We start from the raw sequence: 23,404 nt of genomic DNA on the forward strand, positions 1-23,404 counted from the left end.
CTCCCGAGAGAGAGACCGCCACGTCGAAGATGCAGTACCTCTCTCAGTGGCGAATATAGGAACGGCCAAGCGATTTTCAAGGCTATCGAGCACTCATTTTCCGAGTGTCGATGCCCATGTGGACAAGTCGGCGTTGCACGCAGGGAAAAGCGGACAAGCAGGTGGGGAAGTCAGCCGTTGGCCACGCGCCGTGGCGGTTGCGCCTCGGGCTTCTCGCGGCACGCCAGCGGACAGTTGCCGCAATAGCCGAGCCCGGGAAGAAGGTAGCGGATACAACAGACGCGCCGGATGGGTTCGATGTCGCCATCGGCGTTTTCACGCTGACGAACGGGTTGGAAAAGTGGATTGCGCTGGCCGTCGGCCAACTCGCGCAGAGTCATCCAGCGTTCGCCGAGCTCCGCTCCACGCTGGGCCTCCGGCAAAGTGTGCAACTGGCGCACGAGATAGTCGACGTATTGCCCCAGGTTACTCCACAGAGCACGCGGCGCGATGCCGCTGTGATGCGCCATGCAGGTGATGGCGGGGCCCCAGGTGTCGTGTATCAGCGGCAAAAAGCGCGCTTCTGCTCGAGTGTCGGCCAGAGGCGCGGACGCATCCTCGACCACCAGGGCATCGATGAGCATGTCTTCGCCGAGCACGACCCCGAGCCGCGACAGATCGAGCGGCAGCTGCCGATCCGCCAGCAGGTTGTGCGCCATACCCGTGTACGTCGTCAGGGCCAGGAAATACTTCGACCAGAGCGACATTACGGCACGGCAGTCGCCATGCTGATGTTCGGCGCCATAGCGTTGGATCACGTGCGCCATGCCACGCCGGGAAAACAGATCTTGCGCCCGCCAGGCCGTCTTGGGCGCCTGGTCCCAGGTCATCAGCTTGCGATCCATCCCCTTCAAAGGGCCGGCATAAAGCCGGGTAAGCGACACCGACATCGAAAGCGTTTCCTGTGGCGAGGCCGAAATGGGTGGCGTGGGCCATGACCCACGCCAGGCAGCGTAAATGAAAACCACTCGCGACTCAATCGCGCCAAGATCTTGCCGGCGAAGCCGTCGAGCGATGGCTTGCAGGGTCTAGAAGTCGTAGGTCAGGCTCGCGCGCACATTCCGTTCCGCTCCGAAGTAGCAATATTCAAGCGAGTTGCATGACGCTACGTATTCCTTGTCGAGCAAGTTACCTACGTTGAGGCGTACCTGCATGCCCGGCATGCCCATCTGGCTCATGTCATAACCCAACATGGCATCGACTAGCGTGTAGTCGGGAACTTGCTCGGTGTTGGCGCGGTCCGCTTGGATATCGGCGTAGTAGCGCACCCCGAGACCGGCATCCAACCCCGTGAGACTCTCGCCCTGGAAGGCATAGTGGCCCCATAGGCTGGCTTGATGGCGCGGGGCGTAAATGGCATGACTGCCTTCTTCGCTGTCTACGTCGCTCTTGGTGTAGGTAATGTCGGTGTAGCTATAAGCGGCCTGCAAGCGCAGTCCTTCGGTCAATTGCTTACGAGCTTCCAGCTCCAGACCTTGGGACTCGATCTCGCCAATGGAGCGGTAAGGATCGGTTGGCTGCTCCTTGGTGGCGACATTTTCCTGGGTGATGCGGAACAGCGAGAGACTGTAGCGATCCTCGGTTCCCGGGGGCTGGTATTTGAGGCCAGTTTCCCACTGCTCGCCTTCCATTGGCTCCAGCACATCGCCATCGGTATCCACAAAGCTGGTCGGTGTGAAGGCCGTGTTGTAGCTGACGTAGGGCGCGACACCGTTGTCAAACAGGTACAACAGTCCCGCGCGACCGCTGAAATAGGTTTCGTCGAGCGTATCCTCATGGTCAGCCAGCTTTTGCTCGTTGGTGATCGAGACCCAGTCGTAGCGGCCCCCGAGCGTGAGACGCCAGCGATCGAAGGCCATCTGGTCCTGTAGATATGCCCCGGTCTGGGTCAGCTCGTGACGTTCGTCGTTGGTCACCGCAATATCCCCTACAGGGTCGGCCCCATACTGCGGGTCGAAGGCATCAAGAGACGGGAAGGCGCCCGACGTCCACACCACGTCGTTCTCGCGATTCTGATAATCGACGCCGACCAGCAGGGTATGATCGATGAAGCCGCTCGAGAATTCGCCCTCGAGCTGGTTATCGACCGTCCAGGCCTCGAGCGACTCTCGTCCCCCCGAGTAGTAGCGAACCAACTCGTTGGAATCAGGCGATGTCCATCCGTAGCCATAGACTTGGTTCAGGGTAGTGTCCGAGTTCAGGTAACGCAGCTTCTGGCGCGCGGTCCAAGCATCATTGAAGCGATGCTCAAGGCTGTAGCCGAACATGCGCTGGGTACGCTCGAACTTGTCGTAATCGTCCTCGCCATCGAAGAAGTTGTTGCTGATCTTCTGGCCATTGTGGCTTTCCACCGCTCCCTCATAGGGCACGCCGGAGTGATAGCCGCCTTCCGGATCCTTTTGCAGATAGGCCATGAACGACAGCGTCGTGTCGTCAGTGACATCCCAGGTCACCGAGGGTGCGATGGCGTAGCGTTCCTCTTCGACCGAGTCGAACTGGGTGTCCGCGCCACTTGCCAAACCCACCACGCGATAGGCGGCACGTCGCTCATCATCCAGTGGCCCCGTGACATCGAACGCCGCGCTGCGCTGGCTGTTGTTGCCCACGCCAAAGCGCAGCTGCCGGTGTGTCTCGAATTGCGGTTGCTTGCTGGTCAGCGCTACCAGGCCCCCGGGAGACGAGCGTCCGTAAAGCACCGAGGCCGGCCCCTTGACGATTTCAACGTTCTCCAGGAAATACGGATCGATCACCATCGAGCTGTAACCGTTGGTATCGCCCATGACCTTGAGACCATCGAGATAGGTATTGCTCAAGCTGCCGTCGGAGAACCCTCGCATGACCAGGTAATCGTAGCGGTTGGAGGCACCGACCTGGTTGGTGTAAACCCCCGACGTATATTGCGCGGCTTCCCTGAGCGTGCGGGTGCCACGCTCATCCATCTCGTCGCGGTCGACGCGCGAGACAGACTGCGGGGTTTCGACAATCGGCGTCTGCGTCTTGGTGGCGGCCTGTCCTGACACTGTCACCGTGGATAGATCCACAGCACCGCCGTCTTCGCTTTCGGATTGAGCCCACGTCGTCGTGGGCATGAACAAGACGCCCGCCAGGAACGCGCAGGAAAACCAGTGGGGATGCAATGTGCGACTCATGAAAACGGCTCCTCGCTCTCGTCTTCGGGTCGAGGTCGACCCGTTTCTTATGGAGAGTGAGAATTATTAACTTTTAAGAGTCGTTCTGCTTATGATCAACGCCGAAAAACCTATGCACGACGCTGCAAGCGATCTCGCGAAGGAACTTCTTTCCTCATCAAGGAGTATGCACGACACCCGTCAAGGAGAGACGCTGGTGTAACGCACGCGGTGATAGGCCATAACGCTGCTTGAAGGCGGTGGCGAAGTTGCTGGCATGCCGATAGCCGACGCGCGTTGCCACGTACTGCACGCTGTAGCCTTCCCGGAGCAGGTCATGTGCCATCTCGAGGCGGCGTTGACGCAAGTACTCGAAGACCGACTGGCCGTACGCCTGACGGAACTTTTCACGTAATACGCTGGGGCTCATGCAGGCCAGTTGCGCCAGGGAGTCGAGGCCATGCGAGACGTCGGGATGATCGTGCAGGCACTCACGCACGCGTGCCAGGTGATGGCGGTCACGTACGCCCAAGTGATCCATCTGCCCAGTCGGGGCGTTTTCCTTGGCCGCCAGCCCATGCGCCATCAATTGCAGCCCCAGCCCCTCGCCGAGCAACGTGTGCGAGGTGCCCGCCCCCGGGGCGTTCAGCCACTGTTCGAGCGATGACAGCAGGCCCTCGGGAAGCGCCAACCGCCAGGCACCACCCGTCGCCGAGGTCAGCAATTCGGTAAGAGGCTCGGCCAGTCGGCTCTGGGCGGTGCGTGCATCGTCGAGCAGCGTCAAATTGATCGCGCGCAGCCGCTGGCCGCCCATGTGACGCGCACTCAACGGACAGCTACCGTCATTGGACAACATCACACCTTCGCGTGGCGACAGCGTGATGCGCTTCTCGCCATGCATCAGCTCGGCCTGTCCTTCGAGCATGACGATGATCGACACATGCGCCGGTGCATCCGCCAACGCGTGGGTTTCATAGGTGTGATGAATCGTGAGTCGCGAGCCGACGAGGCTGATGCCCAGATCTGGACGACATTCGTCGACCCAACCCTCGGCCACGGGGGTGGACGCGGCGTCGTTGCGGGTCAAGGAGGGAAAGCGGTGATACAAACGATAACGGCGCTCGAAAGCGCCGAAATCTGCCATGGTCAGGCACTGGGCCGGCTCTGAGACATCGTTTGCCATGCCTGTCGCCGGGCCCATGACATACTCCCGATAGGCTTACGCAGTGGCTTCGGCGTAACGACGCGCCACTTCGTCCCAATCGACGACCTCGAAGAAGGCCTTGATGTACTCGGGACGCTTGTTCTGATACTTGAGGTAATAGGCGTGTTCCCACACGTCCAGCCCCAGAATCGGCGTGTTGCCGTGCATCAGCGGGCTATCCTGGTTGAGCGTGTTTTCCACGACCAGACGCTTGGCAGGCGTGACGGACAGCCAAGCCCAGCCACTGCCAAAGCGCTTGACGGCAGCTTGCGTGAAGGCTTCACGGAACGCTTCGTCACCGCCCAGCTCGCTTTCGATGGCTGAGGCCAGATCGCCCTTGGCCTTGCCTCCACCCTGCGGCGACATGACCGTCCAGAACAGAGAATGGTTGGCATGTCCGCCACCATTGTTGATCACTGCCTGACGCTTGGCTTCAGGAACGCGCTCGATTTCGCCCATCAGGGTCTCGACCGGCAGCGATTCGAGATCCGTGCCTTCCAGAGCGGCGTTCAGATTGTTGACGTAGGTCTGATGGTGACGGCTGTGATGGATCTCCATGGTGAGCGCATCGATATGCGGTTCCAAGGCATCATAAGCATAGGGTAACGTCGGTAGTTGATGCGCCACGACATACCTCCTTGTCAATCTATCGTCGAATGTCGAGCCTTGGTGCAACATGGCACCAACGGCACGTTGTACCTAACAATAATAGTTTTCATTGCAGGTTTGTCAATTACTTAGCCGCTTCGTGGGGTCAGAACACCTTGTCGAGCACGAACATCAGCATGAATCCTCCCAGCACTCCGAAGGTCGCATCGCGTTCGTGTCCCTTGCGATGCGATTCGGGAATAATCTCGTGGCTGATTACGAACAACATCGCGCCGGCGGCAAAGGCCAGACCAAAAGGCAGCAAGGCATCCACGACGTGCACCGCCAAGGCCCCGATGACCCCACCGATGGGTTCCACCAGACCGCTCAATAACGCCGCACCCAATGCAGTTAGGCGCGAATAGCCGATAGCCAGCAGGCCCAGGGAGACGATCAGCCCCTCGGGCAGATTCTGGAGACCGATACCCAGCGTCAGCGCTACCCCGGCGGCCATGTCGCCACGCGCGTAGCCCACGCCAACCGCCAACCCTTCGGGAAAGTTGTGAATAGTGATGGCGAAGATGAACAACCAGATACGCCGGATCTGCAAAGCATCCGCGCCACCCTGCTTGCCCAGCGCGAAGTGCTCGTGGGGCACGAAGCGGTCCATGCCCCAGACCAGAATGCCGCCACACACGATCCCCCCGCAAACGATCATCAGGGCCCAGCCGATGGTGCCGGTGAGCGCCAACGAATCCTCGTAGGCCGGCATGGCCAGAGAATAGGCCGTAGCGGCCAACATCACGCCAGCGCCGAAGCCCATAAGGGCATCCTCGAGCCGCTGACTGATGTGGCGCAACACCATGATCGGTAGCGCCCCCAGCGGCGTGAAAAGCCCAGCCACCAGGCTCGCCAACATGCCCGCCTGAAGCGTGCTCAACGTCCCCAGCCAATCGCGCATCTGGGCGCCCAGCCACCATATTAAGAACGCGCCCACGGCTGCCGCGAGAAGGATACCCAGCGCCCAGCGGCGTCGAATAAAGCCACCGGGCGCGATGGAAGGCGCTTGCGAGGGCGCTTGCGAGGGCGCTTGCGTATCTTGCATGCGGGATCTCCTGCGTCGTCGAGAGCGTTCAGCGTGTCACAGCTGGTAGATGACGGTAATACTGCTGCCAGAGTATCACCGCACCCGCCACGCCGCCCGGCAACAACACCAGATTGAGCACGGGGATCCACGTCGCCAGCGACATGCCGAACCCGAAGGTTAACGTCGGCCACCAACGCGTCCGCAAACGTCGCCGCATATCACCAAAGCTCACCTGGTTGTTATCCATCGGATAGTCCAAGTATTGAATCGCCAGCATCCACGCCGAAAAAGCAGCCCACAAGAACGGCATGAATATGTTCACGCCGGGCACGAAGCCGAACGCGAACAACAGCGCCATGCGCGGCAGCATGTACCCCAGCTTGACGCATTCCCGGCCCAGCGCGTCGACCCCGGCGCGGAAAAGCCCCCGCGTATCGCTGGGCGGCGCCCCGCTCAGGCGCCATTCTACCTTTTCGGCGAGAAAGCCATAAAACGGCGCAGCGATCAGGTTGGTCACCAGCGTGAAGGAAAAGAACACCACCAACAGCAGACTCACCACTAGCAGCGGCCAGATCAACCATTCCAGCCACTCGAGCCAGGACGGCACCTTGAGCATCCAGTAGTCGAGCCAGCCACCGAAATGCGAGAACAAATAGCCTAGCGTGGCGGCGTAGATCAGCAGATTGATCGCCACCGGTGCAATGACGAAGCGGCGCATCCCCGGCGACAGAACCAGCCGTGTGCCCTGACCGATGGCTGTAAATGCGTGCAGCATCGAAGTTTATTCCTTGATAGACGATAGCGCGGGCCCTGCGCAATAGCATGCCATGCGGCGGCCCCAGCGCCCATCTCCCGCAATGGATGAGAAATTTAATACTAGTATGAGGCGCTATCAGACTTCGTGCTCAGTAAAACGCATGACCCACTCGGCCTTTCGGCGCAACCCGGCGAATAGCGGCCAGGCGCGGCACAGCGGTGTGCTAACGTTGCTGCCACCGGGATGCCTGCATGGCAGCGTTGACGCCCCCCCAGCCTGTACATGACGCGGCCCGGCATCGCGACAAGAGAACACCTCATGGTAAACGCCCCTAGGGCCGGCGCCCCCGATCATGATGATGAAACGCGCCGCCTCGACGAACTCCAACGTCTTGGCCTGATGGATACACCGCCCGAGAAGCGTTTCGACGATATCACCCGGCTGACCGCGCGGGTCTTCGACGTGCCTATTGTGCTGATCACGTTGATCGACCGCCACCGCCAGTGGTTCAAATCGCGCTTCGGCCTCGATGCCTGCGAGACCTCCCGCGACAACGCCTTTTGCGCCCACGCCCTGCTCGAGCGGCAGATGCTGGTGATCGAAGACACCGCCAGCGATCCTCGCTGTCGTGATCACCTCCTGGCCACCGACACGCCCTACATCCGCTTTTACGCCGGCGCCGTCATTCGCATGGCCTCGGGCCTGCCGCTGGGCACGCTGTGCGTGATCGACCGTCACCCAAGGCGTTTCGACGTCCACCAACGCGAGATATTGCTCGATTTGGCACGCCTGGTGGAAAACGAGATCGGCGACGACGTCATCACGCGCCTTGAGCGCGCCCGTGCCGAGATCGGCACTCAGTTTGACCCGCAAACCCGACTAGCCACGCAACAGCGCTTTCAACAACTCATTCAGGCGCGCCTGGCAGCATTGCCGGAAACCGCGACGTTCTGTGGCGTCGCCGCCATCGATCTTTACGGCATGCGTGCGGTGCGGACGCGCTTTTCGCTACAGGCCAGCAACGAAGTGCTCATGCGCGGTATCGCGCGGGTCGAGAAAGCTCTCGACGGTTTTGTCTTCGATTTGGCACGCATCGACGACCAACGCCTCGGAGTACTGCTCTACCAGGGAGACCCCGCGCGCATGGCCGAGACCATGGCGACGCTGGCCGAGACCTTGCGGGCACCCTATATCGCCGCCGGCAAGACCGTCACCGCCGCCGCGCGCGTGGTCTGGGCACAGGACGCCACCCAGCTCGGCCATGCCGATGACATCCTCTCCGCCCTGCAGCATACCTGCCGACGCCTTCACAACGAGCGCGGCGACGTCCTCCTCCGCCTTGATACGCCAGCGTCACTGCCACGCCTGACGCGGCGCAACTTGCTACGCCGCCGTACGGCCTCGGCACTGGCCGAAGACCGCTTCCGGCTCCACTACCAGCCGCAGGTCGCCATACACGGCTATCGTCTGAAAGGGTTCGAGGCCTTGCTGCGTTGGCATGACAGTGAATTGGGGCAAGTCAGCCCCCAGGATATCGTCGATATCAGCGAGGAAATCGATCTCGGCGATCAACTGGATACCTGGGTGCTGCAGACCGTCACCCAGCAACTGGCCACGTGGCGCGACCGTGGCCATTCCTTGCTACCGGTATCCGTCAACGTTTCCCAAGAGCAGCTCGCGCGACCCGCCTTCGTTGACCTGATCGACTCATTGCTCACGCGCCACCGCCTGCCCGGGCGATTGCTCAATCTGGAAGTGCTGGAGCGCTCGTTGATCGACGACCCCGAGGCCATCATCGACAGCATGCAACGCCTCAAGCGTCGTGGCGTGGGGTTCGCTATCGATGACTTCGGCACCGGCTATTCGTCGCTTTCCTACCTCACGCGGATTCCGTTCGACACACTCAAGATCGACAAGAGCTTCATCGACCGTATATGCGACGAGCCACGAGTAGCCTCGTTGGTGCACTCGATCGTCTCGCTGGGTCGCGATGCCGGCATGCAGGTCGTTGCCGAGGGCGTGGAAAGCGTCGCCCAGGTCACGCTACTGCGCGACTTCCACTGCCACAGCATTCAGGGCCATGTCTTTTCCATCGCCTTAACCCCGCCCCATGCCGAAGCGTTGTTGACGGCCACTGCCAGAAAACGGCGTCACTTCCCTAGCGACTCGTCCAGCTCACCGGGATCGGTGTGACGCACGTCGAGCCCCTTGACCAGATAAATGACATGCTCAGCCAAATTGTCGGCATGATCGCCAACCCGCTCCAAGGCCCGCAGGATCGTCATCACGCTGAGAATGGAGGTGATGGCGCGCGGATCTTCCATCATGAAGGTCACCAGCGAGCGCGTGGCCGTAGTGTATTCGTTGTCGACCGACTCATCCTCGTGGAGCACCTGCAACGCTAGGCGCGTATCGAAGCGCGCGAATGAAGTCAGCGCGTCGCGCAGCATCTTGCGCACGTGCTCGCTCAGATGGCGAATCTCGACCATGCCCCGCGAATGGCGGTCCGACTCGATGAGCGTCAACGCATTGCGTGCGATCTTGTTGGCCTCATCACCGACGCGCTCGAGATCGGAGGTAGCCCGGATGACCGCCAACACCAGGCGGAGATCGGAGGCCGCCGGCTGCCGGCGTGCCAGCACCCGGGTGCATTCCTCATCGATCTGGATTTGCATGTCGTTGACGGCGTTATCGCTATCGCGTACACGCTCGGCGGTTCGGCTATCGCCCTCGAGCAACGCCTCGACGGCATCCTGTACCTGCTTCTCGACCAGCCCGCCCATGGCCATCAACTGGGTCTTGAGTTGCTCCAGTTCCTGGTTGAACTGACGGGAAATGTGCTGGCTATGCGTCTCGTTGGTAATGTCCATGACACTGCTCCGCTTGTCGGAATCGCCGCGACTCAACCCACGCGGCCGGTGATGTAATCTTCGGTGCGCCGTAAGCGCGGATTGGTAAACAACGTATCGGTCGGGGCGTACTCGACCAGCTCGCCAGCGTGCAGAAACGCGGTGTAGTCGGACACGCGCGCCGCCTGCTGCATGTTGTGGGTGACCAGAATCAGCGTCAGTTGCGACTTCAAGCCACGAATCAGCTCCTCGATCTTGAGGGTCGAGATCGGATCCAGCGCCGAAGCCGGCTCGTCGAGCAGCAACACGTCCGGGCGCACTGCCAGAGTGCGCGCGATGACCAAACGCTGCTGCTGCCCACCTGACAACGTCCACGCCGAGGCGTGCAGATCCGCCTTGACCTCCTCCCAGAGCGCCGCCGACTGCAACGCCCACTCGACGACCTCATCCAGCTCGCGCTTGCGTTTGATGCCCTGCAGACGCACCCCGTAGGCGACGTTTTCATAGATCGACATGGGAAACGGATTGGGGGTCTGAAACACCATCCCCACCCGGCGACGCAGCTCGGCCACATCCACATCGCGGCCATGAATGTTCTGGCCCTCGAGACGAATGTGTCCGTTCCGCGTAACTTGGTCATTGAGGTCGTGCAATCGATTGAGGCTGCGTAGTAGCGTCGACTTGCCGCATCCCGAGGGCCCGATGAACGCCGTCACGCGGTGACGCGGCACGCGCAGCGTCAAGTCGCGCAGCGCCGGCTTCCCTTCGTAGGCGAGCGACAGGGCCTCGATGTCGAAACAGCTCGACGTCGAGGGGAAATCGACCACCGCCGACGAGAAGCGCTGAGTCTCGGCGGCGGAAAAAGACGCGGCTGACAAGAGTGACGAACCTCCTACGAATGCTCCAGTGCACGATGACGTGCCCTGAGATGATGGCGCAAGATTATTGCAGTTAGGTTAAGCACCACGATGACGACGACCAACAACGTCGCCGTGGCGAACACCAGCGGCATCGCCGCCTCGGCATCACGACTGGCGAAGCCAAGATCGAACAAGTGATAGCCCAGATGCATGAACTTGCTATCGAGATGCACGTACGGAAACTCCCCATCCACGGGGATTTCCGGCACCAGCTTGGCCACGCCCACCAGCATCAGCGGCGCCACCTCGCCGGCGGCACGGGCCACGGCCAGAATCACCCCGGTCAGCATCGACGGCAGCGCCATGGGCACCACCACCCGGCGCAGTGTCTCGAAACGCGTCGCGCCCAGCGCCAATGAACCTTCACGCAATGCCACGGGAACTCGCGCCAAGCCCTCTTCTGTGGCCACGATCACCACCGGCAAGGTCAACAGCGCCAACGTCAGCGAGGCCCACAGCAGCCCGCCGGTACCGAAGGTCGGCGATGGCAGGCGCTCGGCGAAGAACCAGCTATCGAGGTGACCGCCCAATCCGTAGACGAACACACCCAGCCCGAACACGCCGTAGACGATCGATGGCACGCCGGCCAGATTGCGCACCGCGATGCGTACCAGGCGCGTCAACGGCCCCTGGCGTGCCACCTCGTTGAGATACAATGCCGCCAGCACGCCGAATGGTGTGACCACCAGCGACATCAGTATCACCATCAATAATGTGCCGAAAATAGCCGGCCATACGCCGCCCCCGGTATTGCCATCGCTCGGCGCCTCGCTAAGAAAGCGCCATACACCGTGCCCCCAGGCCGCGAGCTTGTCGCCGATATCCATGCGATTGGGCCAGGAAAGCGACGCTACCTGCGCAAATTCCACCTCGAGCGCGCGCCCCTCGACGTTGCGCACATGCAGCGTCGTGACCTCGGCGTCCCCCGCTAGGGCCCGACGCAGGCGGCGCTCGGCTTCATCGCCTTGCAGGCGTTCGCCGGCGGGCGTCTCCACCGCCGTCAGACGTCCGATGAAGGGCCCCCAATCGCGACGCTCGGCGTACAGCAACTCCGGCGGCGTCTCGCGCGTCTCGATAGCCTGCGTCTCGACCCATCGCCATACCTGACCGTCGAGGTCGCGATTGGCGGTGAAATAGCGTTGTTCACCGGCTTCGCTGCCACGAGCGATGCCAGCAATCCGTTGGCCGTCGTCGAGGGTCAGTTGCTCGATATCGGCAGGCCAGAAGTGCGCCAGTCCGCGTGTCACGACCAGCACCAGCAGCGCCACCACGGCCAATAGCGAAAGCGCCACGCAGGCCCCGCTCAGCCATCGCCAGACGCCGTCACCACCCACCCGAGGGATTCTCATACGTCACCCCCATAGCGTCGATACCGACGCTTGAGCCGCCAGCGCACCATTTCCGCCAGCGTGTTGACGACGAAGGTGAACACGAACAGCAGCAACGCCCCGAGCAGCAGCAGGCGATAGTGCGTGCCGCCCACCGCCGCCTCGGGTAATTCGATGGCCAGATTGGCGGCCAGCGAGCGCAGGCCCTCGAAGAGGCTCGGCGACATCAGCGGCGTATTGCCGGTGACCATCAGCACGATCATGGTTTCCCCCACCGCGCGTCCCGCACCGATCATGACCGCAGAGAGAATTCCCGGCGCGGCGGCAGGCAACTGCACCCGCCACAGCGTCTGCGCCCGTGTCGCGCCCAGTGCCAGAGAGCCTTCCGCCAGGGGACGGGGCACGCCGGAAAGCGCTTCCTCGGCCAGTGAATACAGCGTGGGAATGATCGCCAGCCCCATGGCCATGCCGACGATCAGCGCATTGCGTTGCGCGTAATCCCAGCCCCACTGCTGGTGCATCCAGGCACGCAGGTCGCCGCCAAACCACCAAGCTTCGAGCCACGGCGAGAGACTCAACGCCGCCCAGCACAGCAGCGCCAGGGGCACCATCAGTCCTATTCCGGCACTGACAGGGGGTAGATGCAGTCCCCAGCGTCGGGAAAGAATCCGCCACAGCCAGCCGCACGCCACGCTGCCCAGCGGCACGCACACGAAAAGCGCCAGCGTTCCGGCAAGATGACGTTCGACGAAGGGCGCCACGAATAACCCCGCGACGAAACCGATGACCACGCCGGGCAACGCCTCCATCAATTCGATGGCGGGCTTGAGACGCGCGCGCTGCCGCCGTGACATGTAACAAGCGCTATGCACCGCCGCTCCCAGCGCCAGCGGCACGGCGAACACCATGGCCCAGGCCGCCGCCTTGAGTGTCCCCCAGGCCAGCGGTACCAGGCTGTACTGCGGCTCTTCATCACCCGTAACGGCCGCCGCCCAACGCCACTCGGCATCGCTATGGCCTTCATAAACCTGCGGTATCCACAGCGTCGCCGGACTCACCGCGGCATGCGGTGCCTCAATCGCCAGTCGTTGGAGCGTGCCCGCCTCGTCCAGCCACATCACCTGCGTGCCTTGCGCATTAATCGACACGGCCGTCGGCGGCATGGTCACGGGGGCCTGGCCCTGCCAGCGCTGGCCACTCAGGGATTGATAGAGCCCCAAGCGGCCGCTGTCGTCCAGCGCCAGCCACAGGCGCTGCCGGGGCAGGGCAATCAAACGGCGAAGAGCAGCATCGCCCAGGTTAGTATAAGACGTCTCGGCCGCTTGCCAGCCCGTATCGTCGGGAGAGAGTCGCCAACGGTGCAGCCCTCCTTCGGCATCGCCGACGATCAGCGTGCGTCCGCCCTGCAGGAAGCTCAACGCCGTCACCGGCGCCTGGGTGTCGGTACGCGCCAATGCCTTGCCACCGCCATCGGGAGACAGCTCCCACAGCGTCAATTGCGTACCTTGGGCCATGGCCAGGCGGCCCGCATGGCCCAGCGCGATATGCTCGGCCGTCTCCGGCACCGCAATACGCCGCGTAGCCTCACCAGTATGCCAAAGGGCCGCCACCTCGCCCTGGCTATCGCGCCCCGCCAGCACCCAGCCCTGAGCCACACGACGCAGCGTCAGCGCCGCCACACCACGGGCCTCGAACAAGCGCATGGTAGAAGCCTGGGCCCATCGCAGCCGCCCCCGGTCATCGCGGGGCACCAGACGCACCTCGCCGTTGCTCAACCCCAAGACCAGCGGCTGCATATCGCCTGCCTCGGCCACCGCCGTGATTGCGGCGCTTGTGGCCAGCGTCGCGACCTCGCCCTCGGCGTCGCGTAGCTGCCCGTCTCGGGTCAACCAGCGCGTGCCATCATTGGCCAACCAGACGGCGTGAATCGCGCCTTCGTCGGCGACCGAAGGGGCGGCGTCGACATGCACCTCGGCGTCGTCGAAAAGCGGTAGCACGGCCAGCATCAGATACACGCCGATGGCCAGTACCGCCACTACCACGCCGATACCGCTGGCGGCGATCACGCCAGTCGCCAGACGATCGAGACGCTGGCGCAGGCGGCGATTCGAGCGAGGCGGGACGGTGGAAGGTTCAGTCATCGGCGAGCCCGGCGGCGAAGCGTTGCCTTGCAATGAAGTGAGGCCATCAGATTACGTCAGTTTGATGACGAATGTGTGACATCGACAAGGGGTGGCAGCCGCAACGTCCGCCTGGCAGTGGCCAGGCGCGATTCAGGCAGGGGCACGAACCCCTGGCGAGCGACCATGGCCTGGCCCTCGGACGACAACACCAGGTCGAAGAAGGCGCGCTCCAGAGGCGGCAAGGACTCGCCCGGCGCCAGGTGGACGTAGATATACAAAGGCCGCGTGAGGGGATAACGTCCACTGACGACGTTGTCGTACGTGGGCAGACGCGGCGTGCCCTGGTCATCGCGCAACGCCAGGACCTTGACCATCGCGGTGGGGTAGCCAAGGCCAGCATAGCCGATCGCCTCGCGCGAACGGCCGACCGCCGCCACCACCGCCGAGGAGCCCGGCAGTTCATTGACGTCGCGCCGAAAATTACCGCCGCACAAGGCCTCCCGCTTGAACAGGGCATGCGATCCGGAAGCAGTGTTGCGGCCGAAGCGGGCCACCGGCCGTGAGGCCCAGTCGCCGTCGAGCCCTAGTGCGCCCCAGCGCCGGATAGCGGGCGCTTGATCGCAGAAGCGAGTGTCGGCGAACAGCGCCTCGACCTGCGCCAATGTCAGCGAGGTCAACGGATTGTCGCGATGCACGAACAGCGTCAGCGCATCCAGTGCCACCGGCACCGCCACCGGCGGATGCCCCTGGCGGGCGATGAAGTCGGCGCGTTCGGCCTCGGTCATGGGGCGTGACATGGCACCAATGCGCGTCGCCCCTTCGGCCAGCGCCGGCGGCGCAGTCCCCGAGCCCGAGGCCTGTACCTGCAAGCGTACCTCGGGATGACGCACGCTGAGCCGTTCGCCCCATTGCGTCATCAAGCCACCCAGCGTATCCGAGCCAACCGAGCCCAGTGTGCCGCTCAACGGCGCCGCCATCGCCATCATCGGCAACAGCAACGCCCCCAGCGCCATCGCCACGCGATATCGCCAGGTCACTGTGGTGCACCGACCTGTTCGCTTTTTCCTTATCAACGCTCTCGCCCCCGTTGTCACGCCTGCCCCGACGCGATACACCTTGCCGGGCGACTGGTCGTCGAGGCCCAGCGGCGTTTACTATGAGACGATCTCAACGGCATGAGATGACCGCAACGGCGAGCCGATACGCTCAACAACGACGCCTCCTAATAACAACGCCCCATAACAACGCTCACAACAACAATCGCCAGGACCCACATCATGCATGAACTCGACGATATTCCCACCCCGCAGGGCGAACTCACGCTCAAGCTCGTCACCCGGCGCCAGGACACCAACCTCTACGGCGATATCCCCGGCGGCTGGCTCATGGCGCAAATGGACCAGGCCGCCGAGCTCGCCGCGGGACGCCTGGCAAGCGGCCGGACAGCGACGGTGGCCACCGAGGGCATGGATTTTCTGTGTCCGGTGCGAGTCGGCGCGATGGTCAATATCTTCACCCGCATCAGCGAAGTCGGGCGCAGCTCGATCAAGGTCGATGTCGAGGTGTGGATCCGCCCACCACACGAGCGCAGTCCCGAGGAGCGCTACAAGGTCACCGAGGCGCGTTTCGTGATGGTGGCACTGGATGACAATGGTCGCATCCGTCCCGTTCCCGACGTTTAACGCTTCTCGTCGGGATGTTGGCTACCGCGCCGCACCAGCCAATAACTCAGCCCCAAGGCGAGTACCGCAGTGGCCAACGCTATGATCATCAAGGGATCGATGGTTTCCATGTCCATGACCATGAACTTGCGGACCAGCGCCATGATCGCGATCAGCACCACGATCTCGACCTGAATGAAGCCGCCACGCCCTTCCATGGTGCGCACGATGGAATTGTTGAACTCCATGGCGATCAGCACCGTGAGAATCATGTCGAACACTGCTTGGAAGACGCGGTAATCGAACGGATCGCGGGTCTGAACGAATAGCAGCTCGATCACGTGCATGATCAGATAATACAGCGCCACCAGCACCACACAGCCGATCGCCACCGTGAGCACCAGTGACACCAGCCGCTCGAAGCGTTGATAGCCGGAGAGCTGCGACCACTGATCCATCAACTCGGGAAACCATTTCTTCATCGTTGCTCCTCACTTTCCTTGTACCCGGCTATTGCTCCGGCCGTACCGCTCGACACGCGTCGCTTCATAACGGCGTGAGCTTTGCGAACCCCAGGACCAGCCATTTGTCGCCTTCGTCCTCGAAACTGACGTGGACACGCGCCCTGGCGCCTTCGCCCTCGGCATTGAGAATGACCCCTTCACCGAAGACCGGATGGCTGACCCGTTGCCCCAGGCTCAACGAGGGCTGGTCGTCGTCGCTCGATACGCTCTGCTGCTGGGAGAGCCCGCGGTTCGGCCGCGTGGAAACCGGCCGCGAGACCTGGCCACGCAAACGCACCTCCTCGAGCAACGACTCGGGCAACTCATGCAAAAAGCGCGACGGCCGCGAGAAGGTTTCCTTGCCATGCAGGCGCCGTATCTCGGCATGCGTCAGATACAACTTGCGCATGGCGCGGGTCACCCCGACATAGCACAGCCGCCGTTCTTCCTCGAGACGTCCCGGCTCCTCCAGCGACATCTTATGTGGGAACAAGCCCTCCTCGACACCGGCGACGAACACCACCGGAAACTCCAGCCCTTTTGCCGAGTGCAGCGTCATCAGTTGCACGCTGTCCTCGAAGTCGTTCGCCTCGTGATCACCGGCATTGAGCGCCGCCTCCGCCAGGAACGGTTCCAGCGCGGCCGCGCCCTCGCCGATCTCCTGCAGCGAGAAGGGATCGCCCTGGGCGAAATTGCGCGCGGCATTGATCAGTTCCTCGAGGTTCTCGACACGCGCCTGCCCCTTCTCGCCCTTTTCGTTGCGGTGATGTTCGAGTAGCCCGGTCGTGTGGAGCACATGCTCGATCAGCTCATGCAGCGCCATGCCGGCGGTATCGTTGTCGAGACGCTCGATCAGCTCCGAAAATGCCGAGAGCGCACTGGCCGCGCGCCCCTTTAACAATCCCTCGCTGAGGCTATCGTGCAAGGCTTGCCACAATGAAACTGACTGCGTACGAGCCCGCTCGCGCAGCACTTCCACGGTGCGTGTGCCGATGCCGCGCGCCGGCACGTTAATCACGCGCTCCAGCGAGGCATCGTCGTCGCGCGTCAGCGTCAAGCGGAGATACGCCAGGGCGTTTTTGATCTCGAGACGCTCATAGAAGCGTTGACCACCGTAGATGCGATACGGCACGCCACTGCGAATCAAGGCCTCCTCGAGCACCCGCGACTGGGCGTTGGAGCGATAGAGAATCGCGATGTCATGCCGCGCGCTGCCCTTGTTCACTTCCTCGTTGAGGGTATCGACAATGAAGCGGGCCTCGTCGAGATCGTTGAAGCCGGCGTAAACCGAGATCGGTTCACCATGAACGCCATCTGTCCAAAGCTCCTTGCCCATGCGCCCGGCGTTATGGCTGATCAGCGTGTTTGCGGCCTCGAGAATGGCACTCGTCGAGCGATAGTTCTGCTCCAGGCGCACCGTAGTGGTCGCGGGGAATTCTTCGGCGAAGCGCCGGATGTTCTCGACCTTGGCCCCACGCCAGCCATAGATCGACTGATCGTCATCGCCGACCACGGTCATGCCCGCGCGGTCACCGGCGAGCAGCTTGAGCCAAGCATACTGGAGGGTGTTGGTATCCTGGAACTCGTCGACCAGCAGATGACCGAAGCGCTCGCGATAATGCGCCAGCAACGCCGGATTGTCGCGCAGCAGTTCCAGGCCGCGCAGCAGCAATTCTCCGAAGTCGACCAGACCGGCGCGTTCGCACGCTAGTTGATAGCGCTCGTAGAGATCGACCATCTGGCCCATATAAGCATCGCCATGGGTCTGGACCTGATGGGCGCGCAGCCCCTCTTCCTTGCAGCCGCCGATGAAGTATTGCACCTGCTTGGGCGGGAAGCGCTCAGCGTCGATGCGATGGTCCTTGAGCAAGCGCTTGACCAGGCGCAGTTGATCGTCGCTATCGATGATCTGGAAATGCTGGGGCAGGCGAGCGTCGTGCCAATGGGTGCGTAGCAGGCGGTGCGCGATGGAGTGGAAAGTCCCCACCCACATATTGCGTAACGACAGGCCCAGCAACGCCTCAAGGCGCGTACGCATCTCGCGCGCCGCCTTGTTGGTGAAAGTCACGGCGAGAATCGCATAGGGCGATAGCCCCTCGACCTGCAATAACCAGGCGATACGATGCACCAGGACACGCGTCTTGCCCGAACCGGCGCCGGCCAGTACCAGCAAATTGCCCTGCGGATGGCTCACAGCCTCGCGCTGGGCCGTGTTCAGCGAGTCGAGTAGCGGCGAAACGTCGCCCGGCGAAACGTCGTCCATGGATCACGTATCTTGGCGTTGCGAAATGAGCGACTAGCTTAGCATAGCCGGCCCGTGCTTCGGTCGCCGGCTATGTCTCGTCTTCCTCGTCGTCGGGATAGCGCAGCGGGACCAGACTTTTCTTCACCGATTGGAGTTGCTCTGCCAGCTTGGGCCCACGTGTCTTGGCCACGCCCACGGCGAGCACGTCGACGATCACCAGATGCGCCACGCGCGAGCTCATCGGAGTGTAGATTTCGGTGTCCTCGTGCACATCGATATAAAGCGGCAGAGTGACTTCGCTTGCCAGCGGTGAATCGCTGGGACATAAGCCGATCACCGTAGCTCCTGTCTCACGGGCCAAGCGCACGCTGGCCACCAGCGCCCGTGTGCGTCCGGTCTGGGAGATGGCGACCACCACGTCGCGAGGCGTCAGCGTTACCGCCGACATATTCTGCATGTGCGGGTCGGAATAAGCCGCAGTGGAAATCTGCAAACGGAAAAACTTGTGCTGAGCATCGAAAGCCACCGCGCCCGAGGCCCCGAAGCCGTAGAACTCCACACGATTGGCCATGGCCAGGGCGTTGACCGCTTTGCCCAGCGCGGCATGATCGAGCCGATCGCGCACCGAGAGCAGCGTACCCACGGTGGAGTCGAAAATGTTGTGGGCAAATTCAGCGACGCTGTCACTATCGTTCATCGAGAACTGCGCGAACTGGCTCCCTGTGGCCAGCATCTGCGCCAGTTTGAGCTTGAAGTCCTGGAAACCGTTGCACCCCAGCGCGCGACAGAAACGCACCACGGTGGGCTCGCTGACCTTGGCCTCGGTGGCCAGGTCGACGATGCGCATGTGGATAACATCCTCAGGATGGCGAAGCACGAAACGCGCCACCTTCTGCTCGGAGCGTCGAAAGTGCTCCATGCGGCGTCTCATCTCGTCGAACAGGGCACTGCTCATGATGGCGCGACTCCTTGGCTGACCAGCAACGACGTGAAAAACAGATTCGATTCTAGTATGCCGCAGGCATTGAAGAAGAGAAAAAACGCCCGTTTCAGCCTCGACGTCACAATTCTGTCAAGTGCGTTATAGTAATTATGTCAAGCGGAACGCGGCTAAATGGCAATAAGTCGGTTTGTGAGGACGATTGGGAGATTCGATATGCGCGATGCCGAACATCTTCAATCCTTGAAAAGCGAGCTTCTCGACATCCACATGAGTCTGGAAATGATCGAGCACGAACAACGCAAGAAACACGCCGCGACACGCTACCTGCGAGCACGGCGCGGTATTGAGTTGCATCAGGAATTCAAGCGTCTGGAACGCGATATCGTCGATTACGACGACTGGCAATAAGCAGGAACCCGATGAACGGAGAAGCCTCCTCGTTCATCGGGTTCCTGGAAGGGCGTTCCAGACCCGGCGTGGCAATATGCGCCCACGCCGGGTAACGCTCAGAGGCTGCTGACGAAGACGATCACCACGCCGATGGGCGCTATGAAACGTACCGCCACACGCCATAGCGCGAAGGCGCCATCGCTCATGTTGAGCTGCGAGCGCAGTTCGTCGCGCCCCATGAACCAGCCCACGAACAGCACAGTCGCCAAGCCGGTCAGCGGCAGCAGCAGCTTGCTGGTGACATAATCGAGCAAATCGAAGATGGTCATGCCGGCGAACTTGTCGAACATGCCCAGTGGCGCAAAATCACCCCAGATGTTGAACGACAGCACTGTGGCCAGCCCCAGGGCCCAGGTTGCCAACCCCGCGACGATGGTCGAGCCCACGCGCGACAGCGGTGAGCGCTCCTCGATCCATTCCACCAGTGGTTCCAGTAGTGAGATCGCAGAGGTCCACGCCGCGAACACCAGCAATACGAAGAACAGCAGGCCGAACAGCCAACCACCGGCCATGTTGCCGAACGCCAGCGGTAGGGTCTGGAAGATCAGGCCTGGACCCGCGGCCGCATCCAATCCATTGGCGAACACGATGGGGAAAATGGCCAGTCCGGCAAGCAGGGCAATGACAGTATCCATGACCACGACGATGAGCGCCGAGCGACCGATGTTGACGTCATCGGAGAGATACGAGCCATACGCCATCATGATGCCCATGCCCAGACTCAGGGTGAAGAAGGCATGCCCCAGCGCGGCGAGAATGCCGTCACGGGTGATCTTGGAGAAATCCGGCGTAAACAGGTAAGCCGCCCCTTCGGCGAAAGCACCAGTGGTCGCAGCGTAACCCACGAGCAACACCAGCAGCACAGCCAGCGCCGGCATCAGGGTCTTCGCCGCACGCTCCAGGCCACCGGCAACGCCACCCACCACGACACCGATCGTCATGATCATGAACAGGCTATGCCAGAGCAGCAATTCCACGGGGCTTGCCAGCAGATTGCCGAACAAGGTGCCAACGCTATCGTTATCCAGCCCGCTGAAGGTGTCGACCACCGCCATTTGAATGTACGCCAGCGCCCAGCCACCGATCACGCTGTAGAAGGAGAGGATCAAATACGCGCCGAGAATCCCGGCCACGCCGATCAACACCCAAGCTCGGCTGCGCTTGAGGCGCCGCGTGATGTCGCCCATCGTCGAGATAGGATTCTTCTGGCCCAATCGCCCGAGCAACCATTCGGACATCAACATCGGCAAGCCGACCAGGAAGATGCAGATCAGATACACCAGAACGAAAGCACCGCCACCGCTTTCGCCGGTCATGTAGGGGAATTTCCAGATATTGCCCAGGCCGACCGACGAACCGACGGCGGCCAGCACGAAAGCCATCCGGGAGGACCACTGCGCGTGCGAATGAGACTTGTAAGACATTGCTTCACCTGAGTTGCGTGGCGCCATCAAGCATGTAAATGACGGCGTTGTATTGTTGTTGCCACGTCCCCTGGGCATGGATTGCACACCGCGACATGGAGCATGACAGGTCCTTGCGAGCGCTGGGATCTAGCCACCGATCAGCAAGGAGACCGCACCGCTCGCAGCGATGTCAGTCACCGTATGAGTGTCGATAAACACCGGTTGAGGAGACGACTGTCCTCGACGTCGTCCACAGAGAAGCGCCATTTTAGCGACAAGTTTTAGCCAAAACCATTCGCGTTATAGCGTCAAGCCATCAACACCGAGTCATACGACGCCATGGCGTTATCACTGCGTTAGAAAAGTGCACTCTGGTGCTCACCGGGAAAGGCTTCGAGAGGTGGTAAATCGACACGTTCGGCCAGGCGTGCATAGAAGCGTCGGGCCAATTGCGGTGCTTGTCGGTTATCCGGCGTATGCACAAACAAAAAAGGGGTTTTCCCCTGTTTTATCCACAGAATCAGGCGCTCACACCAAGGCGTAAAAAGTCGATCGTTAATGTCCATATCACAATGCCCGATGAAACGCACGATAGGCATATTTGCCGTGGAAATCACGTGTAACGGGCGTTTCGGCTTTTCGCCCTGCGCCTTGATCAAGCGCGCGTCGTCTCCCGCAGGGGTCGCAAAAAGCGGCCTGACATCGAGCATGACCCGATCCACGCCATAAGTTATCAACAAGCGGTTCAATTGCTGTTCCGCCGCCCCTTTGTGGAAAAATTCACTATGACGCACCTCCACGGCACAGGGTATTGCCGACGGCCAGTGTTTCAATAATGCCTCCAACGCTGGCAGTTCCGGGGCCCCGAAATCACGCGGCAACTGCACCATCGTCGGCCCTAGCCGGTCATGTAACGGCGCTAGCGCTGCAAAGAACGTCTCGATTTCATCCGCAATGCCCACCAGGCGTTTTTCATGCGTGAGCCGCGCCGGTAACTTGAAACAAAAACGAAAATTCGGCGGCGCCTGGCGCGCCCACTGGGCGATGGTCGCCGCCTTAGGCGGCCCGCTGTAGAAGGTTGTGTTGCCTTCCACGCTACTGAACACGGCACCATAATCGTGCAGCATGCCCTCTTGGCGCGCGTGTCGAGCATAGAGACTGCCACGCCATTCTCCATTCGCCCACATCGGCAAGCCCAGGAACAAACGTGGGTGATTCCCCGTCACGATGCGCCTCGCAATTGTATCGCGGGTATCCCGCGGCTATGATGCGCTGCACGAAGCCGCCTCACCGGGTACGCTTTTTGCATCGTGTCATGCTCCCGGCTTCCGGCCACAAGCCTGAAGCGGTTCGCCGACCATCCTTGGCATCGATTCATCTTCCACACCCACGGGAGAGACAACATGAAGGTTTCCTGGCGTTCCTGGCTGACGCTGTTCGAAGGCTGCCTGTTGGTGGCACTTGGCGTGCGGCTTCTGCAATCCGCCGATCTACTGGTCAGCGGTACCGCAGGGTTGAGTTTGCTGATCAGCGATCTGTTGCCGGTGAGTTTCGGCATCACTTTCTTCGTCATCAACCTGCCCTTTTACGGGCTCGCGTTCAAGCAATTGGGGCGCGATTTCACGCTACGCACACTCTTGAGCGTGACCTTGCTTTCGGTACTCAGCGACACCCTCACCGCCACACTTCCCTTGGGCAACACGCACCCTGTGGTGTGCGCCATCGCGGCGGGGCTGTTGATCGGCCTCGGGCTTGCGTTGCTGTTTCGAGCCAACGCCTCGTTGGGAGGTCTCAACATTCTCGCCCTTTATCTGGAACGCCGCGTGGGATGGCATGCCGGTCGCACCACGCTGTGCTGCGATCTGCTGTTGTTGTTGTTGGCCGTCATCGTCTACCCATGGACGCAGGTGGCGGGCTCGGCCTTGGCATTTCTCACCTTGAGCGCGGTGCTCGGCCGTTATCATCGCAAGGCCAGTGGCCAGCGTCACCAACCCATTGACGACGATGACGAGACGGCGCGCATTCCGCGTCGCAAGGGCGCCCTGTCTCCCCATCGCGCTTCGATCGCGCGCTTGCGGCCTCTCAACGAGGAAGGCTAGGCCTCGCCTGAAAAGCGCCTTAGGCGAGATGCCACTGGCACGACTCGCCCCGGCAAGGCATCATCGCTGGCGAT

Annotated in this window: 20 protein-coding genes; 4 read left to right on the forward strand and 16 right to left on the reverse strand. The window is 61.7% G+C overall.

Annotation, left to right across the window (positions count from 1 at the left end; all coding sequences use genetic code 11):
• Nucleotides 1-170: 170 nt before the first annotated feature.
• The 6 genes from fhuF to cysZ all read right to left on the reverse strand — a co-directional run bounded on the left by fhuF (nucleotide 171) and on the right by cysZ (nucleotide 6,821).
• Nucleotides 171-929, reverse strand: coding sequence for a siderophore-iron reductase FhuF (gene fhuF, locus LUN51_RS04610; RefSeq protein ID WP_277810333.1), 759 nt, complete (start codon nucleotides 927-929; stop codon nucleotides 171-173).
• A gap of 138 nt (nucleotides 930-1,067) precedes the next feature.
• Nucleotides 1,068-3,128 (reverse strand): TonB-dependent siderophore receptor, encoded by a 2,061-nt coding sequence (locus tag LUN51_RS04615; RefSeq protein WP_277810537.1) that lies wholly within the window; start codon nucleotides 3,126-3,128, stop codon nucleotides 1,068-1,070.
• A 217-nt stretch (nucleotides 3,129-3,345) separates the two neighbouring features.
• A complete protein-coding gene (locus tag LUN51_RS04620) occupies nucleotides 3,346-4,350 on the reverse strand; it encodes a helix-turn-helix transcriptional regulator (protein ID WP_277810334.1) in 1,005 nt (334 codons plus the stop codon).
• 36 nt (nucleotides 4,351-4,386) lie between these two features.
• Nucleotides 4,387-4,998, reverse strand: a complete 612-nt coding sequence (locus tag LUN51_RS04625; protein WP_097021469.1) for a superoxide dismutase — start codon at nucleotides 4,996-4,998, stop codon at nucleotides 4,387-4,389.
• A 127-nt stretch (nucleotides 4,999-5,125) separates the two neighbouring features.
• The gene (locus LUN51_RS04630) at nucleotides 5,126-6,064 is read right to left on the reverse strand and encodes a ZIP family metal transporter (RefSeq protein ID WP_277810335.1); all 939 of its coding nucleotides are present in this window, start codon (nucleotides 6,062-6,064) and stop codon (nucleotides 5,126-5,128) included.
• A gap of 28 nt (nucleotides 6,065-6,092) precedes the next feature.
• Entirely contained in the window at nucleotides 6,093-6,821 is a 729-nt protein-coding gene (gene cysZ, locus LUN51_RS04635) for a sulfate transporter CysZ (RefSeq protein ID WP_097021471.1), read from the reverse strand.
• 300 nt (nucleotides 6,822-7,121) lie between these two features.
• Here cysZ and LUN51_RS04640 point away from each other — a divergent pair, with 300 nt between their 5' ends.
• A complete protein-coding gene (locus tag LUN51_RS04640) occupies nucleotides 7,122-8,996 on the forward strand; it encodes a bifunctional diguanylate cyclase/phosphodiesterase (RefSeq protein ID WP_277810336.1) in 1,875 nt (624 codons plus the stop codon).
• On the opposite strand, the gene phoU is transcribed toward LUN51_RS04640, so the two are convergent.
• The 5 genes from phoU to LUN51_RS04665 form a co-directional block, all read right to left on the reverse strand.
• Nucleotides 8,954-9,673, reverse strand: a complete 720-nt coding sequence (gene phoU, locus LUN51_RS04645) for a phosphate signaling complex protein PhoU (protein WP_075368469.1) — start codon at nucleotides 9,671-9,673, stop codon at nucleotides 8,954-8,956. The genes LUN51_RS04640 and phoU overlap by 43 nt on opposite strands.
• Nucleotides 9,674-9,705: 32 nt before the next feature.
• Nucleotides 9,706-10,479 (reverse strand): phosphate ABC transporter ATP-binding protein PstB, encoded by a 774-nt coding sequence (gene pstB / locus LUN51_RS04650; protein ID WP_277810538.1) that lies wholly within the window; start codon nucleotides 10,477-10,479, stop codon nucleotides 9,706-9,708.
• Nucleotides 10,480-10,544: 65 nt separating this feature from the next.
• Entirely contained in the window at nucleotides 10,545-11,921 is a 1,377-nt protein-coding gene (gene pstA / locus LUN51_RS04655; protein ID WP_277810337.1) for a phosphate ABC transporter permease PstA, read from the reverse strand.
• The gene (locus LUN51_RS04660) at nucleotides 11,918-14,041 is read right to left on the reverse strand and encodes an ABC transporter permease subunit (RefSeq protein ID WP_277810338.1); all 2,124 of its coding nucleotides are present in this window, start codon (nucleotides 14,039-14,041) and stop codon (nucleotides 11,918-11,920) included. Before LUN51_RS04660 ends, pstA begins: the two co-directional genes overlap by 4 nt.
• A gap of 56 nt (nucleotides 14,042-14,097) precedes the next feature.
• Nucleotides 14,098-15,060, reverse strand: a complete 963-nt coding sequence (locus tag LUN51_RS04665) for a PstS family phosphate ABC transporter substrate-binding protein (RefSeq protein ID WP_277810339.1) — start codon at nucleotides 15,058-15,060, stop codon at nucleotides 14,098-14,100.
• Between the two features lie 240 nt (nucleotides 15,061-15,300).
• Here LUN51_RS04665 and LUN51_RS04670 point away from each other — a divergent pair, with 240 nt between their 5' ends.
• A complete protein-coding gene (locus LUN51_RS04670; RefSeq protein WP_178998899.1) occupies nucleotides 15,301-15,705 on the forward strand; it encodes an acyl-CoA thioesterase in 405 nt (134 codons plus the stop codon).
• Here the strand turns inward: LUN51_RS04670 and LUN51_RS04675 are convergent.
• The 3 genes from LUN51_RS04675 to hexR form a co-directional block, all read right to left on the reverse strand.
• Nucleotides 15,702-16,166 carry a phosphate-starvation-inducible PsiE family protein gene (locus LUN51_RS04675; RefSeq protein WP_178998898.1) on the reverse strand — a complete coding sequence of 155 codons (465 nt, stop codon included), beginning with the start codon at nucleotides 16,164-16,166 and terminating at the stop codon, nucleotides 15,702-15,704. The genes LUN51_RS04670 and LUN51_RS04675 overlap by 4 nt on opposite strands.
• Nucleotides 16,167-16,230: 64 nt before the next feature.
• Complete coding sequence (gene uvrD / locus LUN51_RS04680; protein WP_178998897.1) at nucleotides 16,231-18,450, reverse strand: DNA helicase II; 2,220 nt, start codon at nucleotides 18,448-18,450, stop codon at nucleotides 16,231-16,233.
• A gap of 70 nt (nucleotides 18,451-18,520) precedes the next feature.
• On the reverse strand, nucleotides 18,521-19,387 hold the full coding sequence (gene hexR / locus LUN51_RS04685) for a transcriptional regulator HexR (protein WP_097021478.1): 867 nt from the start codon (nucleotides 19,385-19,387) through the stop codon (nucleotides 18,521-18,523).
• A gap of 201 nt (nucleotides 19,388-19,588) precedes the next feature.
• Between hexR and LUN51_RS04690 the strand changes: the two genes are divergently transcribed.
• A complete protein-coding gene (locus tag LUN51_RS04690; protein WP_277810340.1) occupies nucleotides 19,589-19,783 on the forward strand; it encodes a PA3496 family putative envelope integrity protein in 195 nt (64 codons plus the stop codon).
• 98 nt (nucleotides 19,784-19,881) lie between these two features.
• On the opposite strand, the gene LUN51_RS04695 is transcribed toward LUN51_RS04690, so the two are convergent.
• Complete coding sequence (locus tag LUN51_RS04695; RefSeq protein ID WP_040240298.1) at nucleotides 19,882-21,249, reverse strand: sodium-dependent transporter; 1,368 nt, start codon at nucleotides 21,247-21,249, stop codon at nucleotides 19,882-19,884.
• A 338-nt stretch (nucleotides 21,250-21,587) separates the two neighbouring features.
• Nucleotides 21,588-22,418 carry a DUF72 domain-containing protein gene (locus tag LUN51_RS04700; protein WP_277810539.1) on the reverse strand — a complete coding sequence of 277 codons (831 nt, stop codon included), beginning with the start codon at nucleotides 22,416-22,418 and terminating at the stop codon, nucleotides 21,588-21,590.
• Between the two features lie 216 nt (nucleotides 22,419-22,634).
• Between LUN51_RS04700 and LUN51_RS04705 the strand changes: the two genes are divergently transcribed.
• Nucleotides 22,635-23,330, forward strand: a complete 696-nt coding sequence (locus tag LUN51_RS04705; RefSeq protein WP_277810341.1) for a YitT family protein — start codon at nucleotides 22,635-22,637, stop codon at nucleotides 23,328-23,330.
• Nucleotides 23,331-23,404: the final 74 nt, after the last annotated feature.

The organism is Chromohalobacter canadensis (assembly GCF_029544075.1).
In the GTDB taxonomy this organism is placed as follows: Bacteria; Pseudomonadota; Gammaproteobacteria; order Pseudomonadales; family Halomonadaceae; genus Chromohalobacter; species Chromohalobacter canadensis_A.